Origin of the sequence: Microcoleus sp. S28C3 (genome assembly GCF_036700785.1) — a bacterium.
In the GTDB taxonomy this organism is placed as follows: domain Bacteria; phylum Cyanobacteriota; class Cyanobacteriia; order Cyanobacteriales; family Microcoleaceae; genus Microcoleus; species Microcoleus asticus.
In genome coordinates this window covers 24,192-40,284 of sequence record NZ_JAUBPO010000075.1, presented here as the reverse complement: position 1 = coordinate 40,284, position 16,093 = coordinate 24,192, and the positions used below count along the sequence as shown (strand labels likewise).

Genomic DNA, 16,093 nt, shown 5'->3' with positions numbered 1-16,093 from the left:
AAATACGTCAATATACTTACACACAGAAAATCATTTAGGATTGCTCTAGATATAGAAAATCATTTAGGATTGCTATAACTAATGACTAATGACTAATAACTAAATTACTAAAAAGGAAATTATGAAAAAAGTAGCCGTGTTTGGTAACGCTGGAGGCGGTAAATCAACTCTCAGCAAGAGATTATCGGAAATCACTGGTTTGCCACTTTACATCTTGGATAAGATTCAATATCAATCTGGGGGCGCTGAGGTGAACTATGAAGAATACAAGCATACCCATGAGAAAATTCTGGCGACAGATCGATGGATTATTGACGGGTTTGGTTGCATGGAAACCCTCTGGCTGCGACTCAATGAGGCGGATAGTCTGGTTTTTGTCGATTTACCGCTATACGTGCATTTTTGGTGGGCGACTAAACGGCTGATTTCAGGTAGCTTTATACCCCCAGAAGGCTGGCCTGAAAACAGTCCGATATTGAAGAGTTCAATTAATAGTTACCGCGCTCTTTGGTTGTGTCACAAGTATTTGACTCCCAGATATCGCGAGTATGTCGATCGCGCTCAAAATACCAAAAGTGTTTATCACATCAGATCCGCGGAAGAGATTGCACAATTTTTGGAATCGATATCGCAAATGACAGTTGACAGTTGACAGTTGACAGTTGACTCGGGGTCAAAAAAATGAAAATTGCGCGAATTATTTGTTGCGAGCTTGATGAGACTTTACGCCCGACTTTCGCAGCGCGGATTTGAGATCGTTCCGGCCTGACTGCCGGAATTGATATCAGAGGTTGATTTGAGCAGGCTTCCGGTAGCGAAGTAACTCACAACAGACCTCAAGTATTGTTATCAACTTTTCTGCACCATGGACTTGATTGTTGCTAAAACAAGATGCTCAAAATGTTCTGCCTGAGTACAGATTTGCTTGACCTGTAACCATTTTTGCGTAATATGTGGAGCATGAAAACTGTACTCCCTTTTTGTTTTCTTGATGCGTAGAGCCTTGGGGAGTTGCTCTAGTCTCGACTCTAGCGATCGATCGCACTCGCCGTTAGCCAGCAATGGGTGAGATGAACCCAGAACAGCAGCAGCTAACCAAGTACCTGAAGACTGGGCAGGTAGACAAAATAATGTTCGATCGCCTGGTGTTACCTGTCCCAACCAGCTTTTAATCACTTCACCTAGGAAGTCTACTGTATCAGATACTGGCGGGCAGGGCTGCATGCAGGGGAGACTTCCCCAGTTACTATCTTGGGCGATGGCTGCTACCGCTTCGCCGCAGTCACAATATTGCTTGCTCGCCACATCAACATCCAAATGGATGATGATTAAATCAAAGCCCACCAGAGTGGGATCGGTATCTATTGAACCATGATGTCGCTGATGCGCCGCTTGGCACCATTTGAGCACACCGCACCAACCTGTCCCCATAATGCCTTGAGTAGCTTCTGGTTGCAGTTGTACCATCGTAAAGGGCTTGGCTAGCAAGGATTTGAGGGCTGCTTGAATTACCTCATAGTCCGTCGGCCCCTCGGCTACTAGGGCAATACGTAAATTAGACATTGGGCACGCCTCCCAGATGTCCCATCAGCCACAGACGAGATAGGGGGTATTGTTGATTGAGGCTTGTCAGTTCGGCGGTTACTTCTAGGCGACGCACGCAGGTTTGTCCATTGCTATTGCGTTCCACGACGAATAGGCGAATTTCAGGATCGGATAAGTCTAGCCCATCTAGGGCGGCGGGGTTGTGCGCTGTAAATAGCAGTTGCCGATCGCGATCGTTGAAGTGGAGCCAACCGGATAGGCGGGAGATGAGTCGCACCAGTAAGCGGGGATTGAGAGCTTGGTCTAGGTTATCGAGCGCCAGCAGATGGGGAGCTTGGGGTAGCAGACAGAGCAGGGCGGTAAAAATCACATAAAGTGCTCCTTCACTGGCATCGTAAGCGGTTAGCTCGTTACGGGTTTGGTTCATGAAGCGATCGGTAAATTTCAGGAGTAGCATAGTGCGTGGCACTTTGGGCGACAATAGGGTAGTCCCGTGGCTGGTAGTCTGGATATCTGCTACCCAGTCGATCAGTTCTAGCACCTGCTCTAGGATGTCGGTACTCTCTTCTTCCCCATTGTCTAAGTGCTTGCGTAAAGTGGCAAAACCCTCAGCGAGTTGTCCGCCACTCAAACCGACGGGCACACGCGATTGTTGATCGGGTACGATGCCGCGTAGGGTGGGCGTGTTGGGACAATAAATCGCAAACTCTTGGAGGCGCTGCATTAACTGGGCAGCGGGATTGGTTGGTTGTAGGTCTACCAGTTTCAATGCAGCCAGTCCAGCCTTCTTGTTGAGGTTTTTCTTGCTGCGAATACCAGCCGAAACGATCTCGCTTTCTCCGTCACTGAGGACTTCGGTTTTGTAAGACCAAGCGGGTTCGGGGGAATCGAGGGGATTGAGCAAGGAAACACGATAGATTTCGTTGCTTTCACCTGCCACCTCAATGGTGATGTGAGGGGGGGTTGGTTCGGTGGCAAAGGAGCTTTTGTACAGGCGCGGCAATCCAGCCCGCACGCCACGACGCAATAAGCTTTCATCATCCACGACCCCATTAGCTGCTGCCCCCAAGACACCAAGGGCTTCCAGCAGGTTGCTTTTGCCTGCTCCATTGGCTCCGATGAAGCAATTGACTCTACCTAGTTCGATCGTTGTTGAGTATATGGATTTGAAGCCTCGTATATCTACCTTGCGGATTTTGGTCATACCAATCCCAATAACAGATTTTTAATAGCTTTTTTGGTGTTTTTAATCAGGCTTTCAGATTGACTGAGCATATTCAAGTCCTGCAGATAGCGATAGAAATGACAGAGAGGGTCCGAGGGGGAGAAATAAACTTGCTACATCATAAAGGAGGTTAATAACCAGGATTTAGATGACTCACACCTAAAATCTAAAATCTAAGATCCTACTGAGGCTACGGCCGATCGCAAATTTCCTTGAAACTCGCCCAAAATTCGATCGCACTCTTCCTTCTCCAAACCAGTCCAGTGCATCATCAAAGCTAATTTAACAGACTTGCCGCTTTTTTCGAGCAAAAAACCCGCCTCATCCCGGTTCAAATCAGTCAAATCCTGCAACATCCGCACAGCCCGATCGCGCAATTTCTTATTAGTAACCGCCACATCAACCATCCGATTGCCGTAAACCTTCCCCAGCTTCACCATTACCCCAGTCGAAATGATATTCAAAGCCATTTTTGTTACTGTACCGGCTTTCAAGCGCGTCGAGCCTGCCACTACCTCCGGGCCAACCAACAACCGAATATCAACATCAGCCTCAAAATTGACTTGTTCGACGGGTACGCAGGCCATAAACACAGTCTTCGCCCCCCGCTGGCGCGCCGCCTGCAAAGCGCCCGCGACAAACGGCGTCGTACCTCCGGCCGTAATCCCGACAACCACATCTAAGTTGGTAATTTGACGGTGGCCGATCGCCTCAGCCCCATCCTCAGCCCGATCCTCCAAATCCTCCGAACTCCGCACCAAAGCCCCCGCACCCCCGGCAATTATGCCCTGTACGAGTTCTGGCGGCGTGCAGAAGGTGGGGGGACACTCGGCGGCATCCAGCACGCCCAAACGCCCGGAAGTACCCGCACCGACGTAAAACAGGCGACCTCCTTGACGCAGAGACTCGGCTGCAATGTCGATCGCTCGGGCTAACTGTTCGCGGGCACTGGCGATCGCGCTTAAGGTTTGGGCGTCTTCCCGGTTGAACAAATCCACTAATTCGATCGAACTGAGTTGGTCTAAATTCTCGCTGTTGGCATTCACCTGTTCCGTCAGCAGATGCCCCCGTTCTTCCAAATTCTTCATTTTTTGTCAGTTGTTATTTGTCAGTTGTCGGCCTTCAAGCGAAGTCAGGAGACATACAGAGTCCCAGCTTCAGCCTGAGGCCTCTATATACAAATGGAGCCTAGGATTGAAAAAGCTCGAAGATATCAAATTTATCCTTCTTCCCTCTTCCTCCTTCTCTCTTCCCTCAAGATCCATCCGTTAAATCCGCTACAGAATCCTTTGCCGCACCTTCCTTTTACAAAAGTCCTTCGAGTCGGCGGCGAATAGAATCCAGTTCGTTTTGGGAAACGTCAGAATCCGGCTCCGGCTCTGGCTCAAGCTCCGCCTGCCACTGAGTCTGTGTTACATTGTCTTCTGGCGGAATTGCCAGCGCGCCCGCCGGTACCAGTTCCCAATCATAATCAACACTATCGCAGAACTCCTTAATTTCCTCATCGTCGATCGCCTCGACAGTGGGCTCTGGGAAATCCTGAGCTTCCAACATCACGCCAAAGCGGGTGGCGTCGTCTTCTGACTCAAACATCAGAACTTTATTGCGATCGCCGAGTTGAATGGTATGAATTCCCTCATTCTCGGTGCGGGCATTGAAGAGTAAGACGAACACTCGCATAAGTTTTAAAGACCTTCTTAACCACCGTTTTTTTATCTTAGGAGCGATCGGGTCACCGAGCAGTCGATTTTAAATTTTAGATTTTAGATTTTAGATTTTAGATAGACTCCCGATCTTGCACGCGCGGGGAGCGAGAGGATTTTGGGGAGTTAGAATACTTGGTGTTAGGTTGTGTTGCGTGTTTTGATTAAGTTTGGTAAAGGTTCTTGGACTCTGCCCCCGAGTGGGGGACGTGAATCTTGAAATTCGATCCTCTGCGTTGGCGTAGCCCCCGTAGGGGCGGGCTTCGCTAAAGCGCCACCGGCACTTCCCGCCTCAGTCCTGAGTCTACCAAAGACAGAAGGTACGCTTGCGAAGCACAGAAATTATACCTGTCTAAAACCCGCTGATTTCCTCACCCAATTCCTGAATTCTCACAAGCTTTGAGAAACACCCATGACTAACTCGGACGATAAAAAAAATCAACTCGCACCCCGCCCCCACCGCCGCTGGTGGCGTCTGGTGCTGCTTAGCGGAACGGGATTGGGCATTATCGCCTTGGTTGGGGCGGCGCTAGCACACCAGTGGGTGCGGGAGAAGTTAGCTCCTTTGGTGGAAACTGAAGTCAGTCAGTTGCTGAAGCGGCCTGTGCAAATCGGACGTTTGGAGAGATTTTCTCCGACAAGTTTGCGGTTTGGCCGATCGACTTTACCTGCAACTCCAACCGATCCAGATTACGCTTCTACAGAAGCAGTGGAAGTGCAATTTTCAGTTTGGCAACTGCTGTTCAACCGCACTCTCAAATTAGATATTACCTTAGTTAAACCCAGCGCTTATATCGAACAGGATGCTAAAGGTAGCTGGGTTAATATTCCACCAACTGCGGAGCGGAAATCTCCGGGTTTATTTAAAACTGAAGTTGAGGCAATTCGAGCTGAAAATGTCGCCGCACTTTTGGTACCCAGTCCCGCAGTCGGACAGAAAACTTCGGCTCCGATTTCTGTAAATTTGAAAAATGGCAGTGTTTTATTTCGCGACCAAAACCACCGCGTTCTCTACGAACTAAACGGTCAGTTTACTAACAGCGATAATTTTATAGTTAAAGCAGATTCTCTGTTACCCGCTGCTCAAACGAACGTGCAGTTGCAAGGTCAAAATTTGCCTTTGTCCGACCTCGCTCGACTGCTGAAACTTCCCGCCGGCATTATTTTACAAAAAGGTCTTGCTAATGGTAATTTGACGGTGCAATTGCGAGACAATAAAGTATCGGGAATTGTGGGAACGGCTAGTTTTGGAGGAGTGCAAGCGAGTATTGCTCCGCTGAAACAAATTATACAAAATAGCAGCGGTCAGTTGCGGTTTCAGGGAACTAATGTGATTGTCGATAGTCTGGCGGCTAATTACGGTATAATTCCGCTGAAAATAGCAGGAACAGTTGCAACTGGAACTAATTTTAATTTGAAGCAAGCTAGCTTCAATCTGACAACTAACGTGCAACCAGTCGCTTTTGCAAGTGTTGTCAGTGCGCTGGAGACAGAGTTAGGCCAGAAAGTAGTATTGCCGGTTGCTGTGGCGGGGGAAGTGAAGGCGGATGTTAAGCTGACTGGAACCGTTGCTTTGCCGGTGCTGACAGGTGCGATCGCCTCGACAAAACCCGCTACTGTCGATCGACTGCAATTAAACAGTATTAGCACTAATTTCAAATTGGAACGCGGGAGAATGGCTCAAACCCCAACTCCCAATTCTCAATCTTCTATTCCCCCATTTTCCTCTTTAGCTTTGACTTTGAGCGATTTTTTGGTAGTGCCGGCGGCAGGGGGTAAAATTGGCGGCAAAGGTCAAGTTGATATTGCTTTGGGAAGTGAGAATTCGCGATCGGGTTTGGTGTTTGACTTGCAAGCTGAAAACTTGCCCGCAGATAATCTCGCCCAAATTTACGCTCTCCCGATTCCTGCTACTGTTAAAATTGGCACTGTCTCCGCCAAAGCTCAAGTTTTCGGCCCGTTAGACAACATTCAAGCTAGAGTTCAATGGCAAGCACCGCAAGGGACTTTCCCCGCTGCGGGCGAAATTCGAGCCGGAGGCAATTCGGCGGATTTGCAAAATACGGTTGTGAAAATTGGCGACGCTTCTGTTAACGTGGATGCTGCGCTAAAAGACCGTCAGTGGCAAGCTTTGATCGAGGGCGATCGCTTGGCCCTCAACAGTTTGCAGCAACTCGTGCCGGGGTTGAATTTGCCTCCTGAAGTAGCAGGTTTGGTCAGCGGAACCGTCGAAGCAGCAGGAACTTTGGACAATTTGAGTTTAAATGCGATCGCTGCGACGGGCAAAGGAACGCTGAATATTGCTGACAGTATTGTTGATGTTAATGGCGAACTAGAATCGGGGAACTGGCAAGTTGTTGGCAACACTGAAAAAGTAGCTGTCAATCAATTAATTGATATTGGCTTGCCGTTTTTAGCACGTGCTAATTCTAACACTTCAACCGCCAATCTAGACAATCTAAAATCCAAAATCCAAAATCTAAAATCGCTCGGCGGACAGCTAGCAGGTGAATTTAAAGCCGCGGGAAATGTTGACAATTTGACTGCTGGCGGAATCAATATTAATGCCAACGGCAGGCTCAATTTTGCCGACAGCAATCTCAATTTAAATGGAGAACTGGTAGCCGGAAACTGGCAAGCAACAGCAGAAACAGATCGCACTTCGATCGACCGCTTAGTAGATTTGACACTGCCGATTTTAGATGTGGCTTCAGCATTCAATCCCGAAAATCAGCAATCGGCCAATCTCAACAATCTAAAATCCAAAATCCAAAATCTAAAATCGATTGACGGACTGCTATCGAGTCAATTTACAGCATCGGGAAGTCTTGACAATTTGACTGCTAGCAGCATCAATGCCAGCGGCAGCGGCAGACTCAATCTTGCTGGCAGCAATGTTAATTTAAAAGGAGAATTGGTAGCCGGAAACTGGCAGGGAACAGCAGAAACCGATCGCACTTCCATCAGCCGTTTAGTAAATTTAGGATTGCCGCTGTTAGATGTTGGCTTAGCTTTCGCTGCTGACAATCCCCAAACAGTCGCCAATATCAACAATCTAAAATCCAAAATCGAAAATCTAAAATCGTTAGACGGACAAATATCGAATCAAATTCAAGCCCGCGGCAATCTTGATAATTCAACCGCCGCCGATATTTCTGTCAACAGCAGCGGCAAACTCAATATTGCCGATGGTGCTGTCGCTTTTAGAGGTAAATTAGAAGACAGACGCTGGCAAGCTTTCGCCGATGCCGATCGAGTTATTCTCAGCCGCTTAGAACAAACTGTTCGCAATCTCCAACTGTTTCCGCTGACGGCGACTTTGCCTAAAGGATTTGACGGCAGAGTTAACGGCGAATTCCAAGCAGCGGGCAGTTTGGATAACTTGACAGCCAAGGGAATTAGTGGTACCGGAGAAGGGCGGATTTTGGTCGATCGACTCGGGGCGATCGATACTACGGCAAAATTGGAAAACGGCAACTTGCAAGCATTGCTGGAAACGAACGGAATTGCCGTCAGTAATTTAGAACAAACCCTCAAACAAACAGGTTTGCTGACAGCGGATTTACCGCCAGAAATTAACGGAACCCTCGAGGGTCAAGTCCGCATTTTGGGAACAGTAGATAATCTAACCGCCAACGGCATCACCGCCAACGGCGACGGACAAATTAGACTCGCCAACGGCGGAGGAATTGTCAATGCTAAAGGCAGCGCCGCATCGGGGAATTGGCGCGCGTCAATCGAGGGCCAGCAAATTGCTCTAAGTCGCTTCCAGCAGGCTTTTGAGTCGCAGCGACAAAGCTTGCAAGCGCAAGGTGCAGTATCTGATGCCCCAAATCTCCCCCAGCTTCAAGGACTGTTTAACGGCAATATCAATTTATCTGGCCCGATTGCCGCTTCCCCACAAACAGTTCGCGCCGGCGGCAGTTTCCGCATCTCCGAATTGCCGTTTTTGAAACAACCTTTTGAGGCAGTATTTAATTGGGACGGCAAACGGGTAGAAATTGAAAACGCGACAACTCCCGGTTTGACAGCAAACGGCTTTGTTAACGTCGAATTAGAAGGTAAAGGAGGGCCCTCAATTTCCAACTTAGATTTGGATGTCAGACTCGCCAACTTTAATCTGGAAGCCTTACCGGCAGAACAACTAGAATTTTTGTCTACCATTGCGGACAAAAATTCCTCACAGCAAAACCTACCCCTGCGCGGCAATGTCGATTTTACCGGCCGCCTCACCGGAACCCTCGCCGCCCTCAGCTTAGTTGGCGACGTGGAAGTGCGGGATTTAGCAGTAAATCAAATCGCTTTTGACCCGGTACTGGCGGGGACTGTGAATGCGGATGCTGGGAAAAGTGTAGATTTGCGTTTGGCCGGCGCCAGCGACAAAATCGAAGTAGCTTTAAATCAATCTTTTCTGCCGACATCTTTCTTAATTCAACGCGGGGAATCGGTCGCTAGGGGCCAAACCGAGGGAGAAACTTTGCGAGTTAATTTAAGCGATTTTCCCCTCGCTGCTTTGAATCTATCACCCGGTAAAGAGGCGGGTTTGGGGCCGATTACCGGTACGGTTTCGGGACAAGTAAATGTGCCCGGTTGGAAGATGCCGTTAAATCCGGCGACTTTGCAAGCAAGCGGACAAATTGCGATCGCCCAACCGGCGATCGGCTACATTAAAGGTGACAGTTTCCAAGCCGAATTTAGCTACGCTAACGGCAGCGCCACTCTCACAAATGGCATATTCCGCCAAGGCAGCGGTCAATACTTAATTTCCGGCAATGTTCAAACAGGCGCAAACCCGCAATTTGCCGGTAAAGTTAACGTCCAGCAAGGCAATTTGCAGCAGGTTTTAGCCGCTTTGCAATATTTCAATTTAGGCGACTTGGCTAGAGGCCTAAAACCTCCCGTTTACGGTGACAGTGGCGACGTGCAAACTGTAGCAGTAGGAGAACCGGATGCCCCGCTAATCGAACAGTTGCGCCGCTTGGCAGAAATTGAAACAATTTTGCAGCAGCAGCAGGCTGTGAAATCATCAGAAAAATTGCCTCCCTTATCTCAATTGCAAGGCACTTTTGGCGCGGAAATTGCTGTTGCCGGTTCTTTGCAAACGGGCGTGCAAGCTCAATTTAACGTGAAAGGCGATAACTGGCAGTGGGGACAATATGTCGCTGAAAAGTTCAGCATTGAAGGCAGTTTTCAAGAGGGAATTTTAACTGTTTTGCCTTTGGAAATTCGATCGGGCAAAAGTGCGATCGGCTTTTCGGGACAACTCGGGCAAAAAGCTCAATCCGGGCAGTTGCGGGTAGAAAATGTACCCGTGGAAGAGTTGGCAAAACTGGTGGAATTGCCTTTTGTGGATGTCACGGGAAATTTGAATTTGCGGGCGAATTTGGCCGGCAGTTTGGAAAACCCGCAAGCCACCGGAGAATTGAGTTTGCTTGAGGGTACGCTAAACGGAGAACCGATTAAACAAGCCGACGGCAGTTTCAGTTACAGCAACGCCCGCCTGAATTTTGGCGGCAGCGCTTTGGTAACTCAAACCGAACCGATTGAAGTGCAGGGAAGTTTGCCTTTTGAGTTGCCTTTTGCAGCCGTGAAAGCTGACAGCAATCAAATTGATTTGAGGGCGAATTTGCAAAATGAAGGTTTGGCAATTATTAATGTATTGACTCCGCAAGTTGCGTGGGTCAGCGGTCAGGGACAGGTGCAAATTCGCGTCGGAGGAACGCTGCAAGAGCCTGTAGCGCAAGGAATTGCGAATTTTGAAAATGCGACTGTCCGGGCGAGAGCCTTCCCAGAACCGCTGACAGGGCTGACTGGGACGATGCGCTTTGAGGGCGATCGTATTCGGGTAGAGGGAATTCGGGGACAGTTGAGTCAGGGAGAAGTTGTCGCCGCTGGCGTGATTCCGCTGTCTGTGCCTTTTGCTGAGGGCGATGTCGATGCGGCTAATCCTTTGGCTGTGAATTTAGACAAGTTGGCAGTGAACCTCAGAGGATTGTACAGCGGCGGCGTTGTTGGTCAAGTGCAGGCAAGGGGCACGGCTAGGCGCCCGCAGTTGAGCGGTAATATTGAACTGTACAACGGTGAAGTATTTCTCCGGAGTCCCGGCGGCGGCACAACTGAGTTAGCTTCTTCCTCTTCTGCTTCCGATTCTGATTCTGATTCCACACCTTCTCCTTCCGCTGAGACTGATGTTTCTCCTTCCGCTGCGACTGATGTTTCTCCTTCTCCTGCGACTCCGACTTCCCCTTCTCCTTCCCCTTCCTTTGAAGTTGGATTGAACGATTTGCGGCTGAATTTGGGTCGGGGAATTCGGGTAACAAGTGCGCCGATATTAAGTTTTCAGGCGACTGGGGGCTTGACGGTGAATGGAACTTTAGATGACCTTCGCCCGGAGGGTACAATTCGGTTGACTTCCGGGTCGGTGAATTTGTTTACCACAGAGTTTAGACTCGATCGAGGATACCCGCAGACTGCTACCTTTGTACCAGGACAAGGACTCGATCCGACGCTGGATGTGAGATTAGCAACTTCGGTGCAGGAAGTAACGCGGTTCCGCACTCCCGGCACATCTGTAGCCTCTGAAATAGCAGACGAACCGACAAGTTTCGGCAGCGTGCGGAGTGTCCGAATTCAAGCGTTAGTGCAGGGAAGGGCTTCTCAGTTGGCGGAAAGTCTGGAGTTGAGGAGTTCTCCGAGTCGATCGGAAACAGAGATTGTAGCGCTATTGGGCGGCAGTTTCGTGCAGACTTTGGGACAGGGAGACAGTACACTGGCGATCGCAAATTTAGCCGGTGCGGGTTTATTGAGCAACCTTCAATCTGCGGTTACCAACGCCACAGGATTGAGCGAATTTCGCTTATTTCCCACTCGAATTAGAGGCAACGAAGCACAAACAGCTAGTTCCAGTGCGGGTGCGGGTTCTCTCGGTTTAGGTTTAGAAGTTGGGTTTGACATCACGCGCAATATTTCAGCATCAATCATTCGAGTTTTGTCAGCAAATCAACCAACTGAATTTACTGTGCGCTATCGATTGAGCGATAAAATTTTACTCAGGAGTTCGAGTAATTTTCAAGGAGACAATCGCGTTACTGCTGAATATGAATTGAGGTTTTAGTTAGCCAAAAATACCGTCTACAAAAAGCTAACTATCCTCAATCATGAACAGAGAATGTGAAAAGAAGAACAGCCATCAAACTAATAACAGTAAGTATTAGTTCTTTAATAGAGACAATATATTACTCGGAAGATCGATATATGCTTGGAAGTACGGTCGAAAATCATTATGACTGGATATTACTATACTGGATGCCCTATGACAATAATCTCTCAAGATTCGGACAACCAATTATTCAAATACTTAGTAAAGGTGTAAAAAATGATAAGGTTTTGGTCGTAGTACAATCAGACTTTAGTGGAGCAGCACAAGTTTCTAGAAGCATCATTAGCCAAGGTAAAGTTGATACCCAATACTTAGAAACAGCAGATAGTAGTAGTGCAGAAGTCTTGAGTGAGTATCTGACTTGGGCACAATCTCACTTTCAAGCCAGACGCTGGGCTATTGTGTTTTTAGGTCATAGTGGAACGCTTATGGAAATAAGCCCCGACGAACATCCCACCTCCCCTTCAATTTCAGAAATTAGATGGATGAATCTTCAAAAAATAAATCAAGTTATATTTGATTTCAACCGCTCTGTAAAAGGAAATCTAGAATTATTATTTTTTCAAAATTGTAACAAAGGAAATATTGAAGTACACCATACCTTCCAAAATACTGCTAAGTATACGCTTTCATCTCAAGTGCTACTTGGAGCGCCAAATTACTATTATGAGCAATTGTTAAGTCATTTGAGCGATTATCCAGACATTGATGGTTCTCAGCTAGCTAAAAAGATTATGGATTTTGAACAGCCTGATATGTACCATAGTTTGACATTAACTAACAATCATTATTTCCGCTACTTGCCAGAAAAAGTTAATGTTGTGATTGATTCGATTTTGCAAGCAAATATTGCGCCTGTGAAAGTTTTTATATCCTCAATTTTAGGGCCAGAAGTCAATTTTTATAATAACAATACTGTAGTCGTTTATCATAGCTCTGGAGAAACCTTTGTGGATTTCGCAAATTTTTTACAAAAACTTACCCAATTATCAGGTGCAAGTCCTTCAGCTTGTAACGATTTATTGTTATTTTTAAATAATTTTATCTTTCAGAGAGTGCAACAGAATGGTGAATTACTGGACTCAAGAATTAGACATAAGTATAAAGACTTAACAGGCTTAGGTTTATTTTTACCTAGAAATCGGCAGAAACTGGAAAAGTATTTGTATTTATCGGTTTATTCAGACTTAAAGCTTGTAGATCTTTTTAATGCCGTTGTATTCGAGACAAAAAAGAACTAAAGATCTTGGAGATATTTTACTTTCCCGACTTCACAAAAGCAGTCAGAGAAGTAAAACAACAGCCAGCATTCGCTCCCATTTCCCACTTTCCAATGCTATAATAGTAACAGCAGCAAATTGGTGCTGCAAACCCCGCACACAAGGTTATAGGAGTTAAGTCAAATGGCAAACAAACTCCAAGTAAAAACACAGTCGATCGGCTACAGCGACTTTTACTGGAACCGCTTTAGTCCGAGAGTGGCGACTATCAGCAGTGTCCGCAACGCCAATCACTGGGACGGCGGATTTATCACCTATATTGCATTTCCCACAAAAGTAGAAGCTACAGCAGCAATGAAATATTTGCTCTTGCATCAAAAAGCTGCTGATGTCGATATGCGGAAAGCCAAACGAATGAAAGCAAAAGGCATTCGGTGGGAACTCAAAATTCGGGGTTTAGCTTTTAATGAAGTGCTGAAGCTGGCGACGATGGATATAACTGGAAAGCTAGTTATGTCGCCTGCAACTACTACTGAAGCCACAGGCTGATAATTGAAAAACTTCGTAGTTGCGCTAAGCGTGCTAAAGCGCAACTACCAACCTAAAAATCCCTAAAATATTGCATTTTCCTTCTTCCTTCTTCCTTCTTCTCTCTTCCCTCTTCCTTCTCTAATATGCGTTTCATCAGCCCCAAAGCAGACTTTGCATTCAAAAGAATATTCAGAGCTTCCGAACATCCAGAAAATTTAATCAGCTTCCTAAATGCAATGCTGTATAACGGAGAACCAACCGTCTAAGAAATAGAAATCATTTACCCTTATTTAGCAGGAAGCGTTACAGGATTGAAAGACACTTACCTGGATGTCAAAGCCAAGATTATCGCCAAAAAACCGTGATTGTTGAAATGCAGGTACTCAACGCCGCCCCCAAGGAATAGAACAAGGAATCCAAAGGGGTAAAATTGAGGGGGAAATAGGATTAATTATGCGTCCGATCGTGCGGTGGGTGGGTGATGTTACACAGGAAGTTCAAACTAGCATCCAGGGGTTATCTGGGGAACAGTTAGATGATTTGGGAGAGGCTTTGTTGGATTTTAGGAGTCAAGAGGATTTGACCGCCTGGTTGGAGTCGGCGGCGGGATGAACTGATGAGTTAAAAAGAGAGTCAATCGATTTTAGATTTTAGATTTTAGATTTTAGATTGAAGCATTGGCCCCACGGATAAATTCGGGGGCTCCTTTATCGGATACAGGTTTTTTATTTGTCCACGGATGAATCTGGGGGCTTGTATCCTGGATGCTTTAGGTCAGGGATTTTTAACGCGGATTTGGTATAATTCCCAATCTCTGCATTCATTTAAACTTTAGTATCTGCGGGAACTTCACTCTGTACCAGCATCCAACCTAACAGCGCTAAAATAAGACCGAGAGCGAGAAATCCTAAATCCCAAGCTAACTCGTTGATACCGGGTTTGACGTGGTGGATTCCCAAAATTTGATGGTCAACAATGCCTTCAACAAAGTCAAACAATCCAGCACCAATTAATATTGAACCGAAAAAAGTTTGAGTTGACAAAAGAACATCTTTGCGCTTCACAGCACTCCACAAACAGAAGATTCCTGCTACTGTTACCAACCAATCCGCAGCGTGAAACAATCCATCTCCGAGGGTATTTAATTCTAAACCGGCAACGGTAGCATCGGTTTTAACGCTGCTAAACATATGGTGCCACTGGAGGAGTTGGTGCAGCACAATGCCGTCAAAAAAGCCGGATTGACCGATACCGAGGAGAATTCCTGCGATAATTAGAGGTCGGCGGTTGTTAACAGCGGTGGCTGGTGAGTTTGTGCGATCGTCCAATGGAAAACCTCCGATGCTTTAAATGCTGAGCCTGGGTCTGTGAAGGGATTTGCCAGTACATTTTGTAGTTTTGCTGGGGAGGAAGGGCGATCGCATCATCCGCGAGAGAGATTTCTGGATACTCTTGATGCTTAATGCCAACTACAAATCTAGTTTATAATTTGATTAACTATTCATCAACCGTCATATTCTCAAACAAAATAGGTTGAATTCGCCTCAAAACTTCCTCAATTATATCTGATCGACATTCACTAAGAAAACTTGCTTGCCTTGCGCGATAATCTTGCATAACGGAGTTGATCCGTCATAATTACACCTGTTATCGTTTCACCTTCGGGAATGGGAACATAAAACGGATTTTTGCGTTGTGTGTTGCTGATGGGACAAACAAACACAAACCCCATTTTTCGGTTAAATTTAGTTTGACTCACCACCAGTGCAGGTCTAGTCCCCATTTGTTCGTGTCCTGATTGAGGGTCAAAATTGAGGCGAATAAAATGACCTCGTTCGGGGATATAGTTTACCAAACTTCCTCTCCTTCTGGTTTTCCCCAAGAGACTTCTTCGCTAGATTCTATTTCGCCTGCCAATAATTCATCTAGGGTATACTTTGATATTTTATTATTTACAGGCTCTATGACCAGTTTCCCATTTTCTATGGTGCAAATTACTGAATCTTCGGCTTTAAGGTTGAGAAACTTTACTATGTAGTCTGGTATTGGCAAAGCCAAGGAATTACCTAATTTGCTGATGTGTATTTTGGCGGTCATACATTTGCGATGTTAACGCTCAGGTTTATTTATTGTAACACAATATTGTTCAGTTCAAAAAGTAATTATTCGATCGCGCACCTCAGCTAATTGAGAACTGAGCAAACTCTCGGCGATTACTTTCCCGAAGCGCAATGACATCCTTTGCTCAGTGAACCGTATAGAGATATAATGTAGTTTGAACACAACACCAATCATTGTCCTATGAAAACCATAGACAAAAGTCAATTAACAGCTCAGTTACTAGAATTTTTGCGACTTGTCGAGCTTGAAGGCGAAGAAATTTTAGTGATGGATGGGACTAAACCAATTGTGATAATTTCTCAGTATGAAAAGTCTCTTTCAACTGAAGAATTATTTAAGGATCTGCGGGGGAAAGTAAAATATTTTGAAGATTTAACTACGCCAACAACTGAAGAATGGCAGGAAGTCTGACAGTTGTCCTTGATACCTGCGCTCTCATCTGGTGGAGTTTAGATCCAGAGAAACTTTCTCAATCGGCAAAAGATGCTTGTCAGCAGATGGAACAAGAAAAAAATGGTTTAGTTCCATCAATGGCCATCTGGGAAATAGCTATCAAGATCAAAAATCATAAGTTAGATTGAGGAGTAAG

The 16,093-nt window shown here is 46.3% G+C and carries 14 protein-coding genes; 7 read left to right on the top strand and 7 right to left on the bottom strand.

The annotated features are described in order from the left end of the window. Positions 1–121 precede the first annotated feature (121 nt). Entirely contained in the window at positions 122–652 is a 531-nt protein-coding gene (locus tag QUA13_RS21360) for an adenylate kinase (RefSeq protein ID WP_333201684.1), read from the top strand. Between the two features lie 197 nt (positions 653–849). Here QUA13_RS21360 and QUA13_RS21355 read toward each other — a convergent pair whose 3' ends face one another. The 4 genes from QUA13_RS21355 to QUA13_RS21340 form a co-directional block, all read right to left on the bottom strand. Next, on the bottom strand, positions 850–1,563 hold the full coding sequence (locus QUA13_RS21355; RefSeq protein WP_333201682.1) for a hypothetical protein: 714 nt from the start codon (positions 1,561–1,563) through the stop codon (positions 850–852). Further along, positions 1,556–2,749: an AAA family ATPase gene (locus QUA13_RS21350; RefSeq protein ID WP_333201679.1), complete on the bottom strand. Its 1,194-nt coding sequence runs from the start codon at positions 2,747–2,749 to the stop codon at positions 1,556–1,558. The genes QUA13_RS21355 and QUA13_RS21350 overlap by 8 nt, the downstream gene beginning before the upstream one ends. Positions 2,750–2,943: 194 nt before the next feature. Next, positions 2,944–3,858, bottom strand: coding sequence for an N-acetylmuramic acid 6-phosphate etherase (gene murQ, locus QUA13_RS21345; RefSeq protein ID WP_333201677.1), 915 nt, complete (start codon positions 3,856–3,858; stop codon positions 2,944–2,946). A gap of 217 nt (positions 3,859–4,075) precedes the next feature. Continuing rightward, a complete protein-coding gene (locus tag QUA13_RS21340) occupies positions 4,076–4,450 on the bottom strand; it encodes a DUF3110 domain-containing protein (RefSeq protein ID WP_172192320.1) in 375 nt (124 codons plus the stop codon). Between the two features lie 435 nt (positions 4,451–4,885). On the opposite strand from QUA13_RS21340, the gene QUA13_RS21335 reads away from it, so the two are divergent. The 4 genes from QUA13_RS21335 to QUA13_RS21320 all read left to right on the top strand — a co-directional run bounded on the left by QUA13_RS21335 (position 4,886) and on the right by QUA13_RS21320 (position 13,995). Beyond that, positions 4,886–11,587, top strand: coding sequence for a translocation/assembly module TamB domain-containing protein (locus tag QUA13_RS21335; RefSeq protein WP_333201675.1), 6,702 nt, complete (start codon positions 4,886–4,888; stop codon positions 11,585–11,587). A gap of 140 nt (positions 11,588–11,727) precedes the next feature. Next, positions 11,728–12,873, top strand: coding sequence for a clostripain-related cysteine peptidase (locus QUA13_RS21330; RefSeq protein ID WP_333201673.1), 1,146 nt, complete (start codon positions 11,728–11,730; stop codon positions 12,871–12,873). 162 nt (positions 12,874–13,035) lie between these two features. Continuing rightward, positions 13,036–13,401, top strand: coding sequence for a hypothetical protein (locus QUA13_RS21325; protein ID WP_333201671.1), 366 nt, complete (start codon positions 13,036–13,038; stop codon positions 13,399–13,401). A 435-nt stretch (positions 13,402–13,836) separates the two neighbouring features. After that, positions 13,837–13,995 carry a DUF4351 domain-containing protein gene (locus QUA13_RS21320; protein WP_333201669.1) on the top strand — a complete coding sequence of 53 codons (159 nt, stop codon included), beginning with the start codon at positions 13,837–13,839 and terminating at the stop codon, positions 13,993–13,995. 212 nt (positions 13,996–14,207) lie between these two features. Here the strand turns inward: QUA13_RS21320 and QUA13_RS21315 are convergent, their stop codons facing one another. From QUA13_RS21315 to QUA13_RS21305, 3 genes are all read right to left on the bottom strand, one after another. Beyond that, a complete protein-coding gene (locus tag QUA13_RS21315) occupies positions 14,208–14,711 on the bottom strand; it encodes a DUF2243 domain-containing protein (protein WP_333201667.1) in 504 nt (167 codons plus the stop codon). A gap of 251 nt (positions 14,712–14,962) precedes the next feature. Next, complete coding sequence (locus tag QUA13_RS21310; RefSeq protein WP_246277021.1) at positions 14,963–15,238, bottom strand: type II toxin-antitoxin system PemK/MazF family toxin; 276 nt, start codon at positions 15,236–15,238, stop codon at positions 14,963–14,965. Beyond that, positions 15,232–15,480: an AbrB/MazE/SpoVT family DNA-binding domain-containing protein gene (locus QUA13_RS21305; RefSeq protein ID WP_332969010.1), complete on the bottom strand. Its 249-nt coding sequence runs from the start codon at positions 15,478–15,480 to the stop codon at positions 15,232–15,234. Before QUA13_RS21305 ends, QUA13_RS21310 begins: the two co-directional genes overlap by 7 nt. Before the next feature lie 204 nt (positions 15,481–15,684). Between QUA13_RS21305 and QUA13_RS21300 the strand changes: the two genes are divergently transcribed. Then, the gene (locus tag QUA13_RS21300; protein WP_333201663.1) at positions 15,685–15,915 is read left to right on the top strand and encodes a prevent-host-death protein; all 231 of its coding nucleotides are present in this window, start codon (positions 15,685–15,687) and stop codon (positions 15,913–15,915) included. Continuing rightward, positions 15,900–16,085 carry a hypothetical protein gene (locus tag QUA13_RS21295; protein ID WP_333201661.1) on the top strand — a complete coding sequence of 62 codons (186 nt, stop codon included), beginning with the start codon at positions 15,900–15,902 and terminating at the stop codon, positions 16,083–16,085. Before QUA13_RS21300 ends, QUA13_RS21295 begins: the two co-directional genes overlap by 16 nt. Positions 16,086–16,093 lie beyond the last annotated feature (8 nt).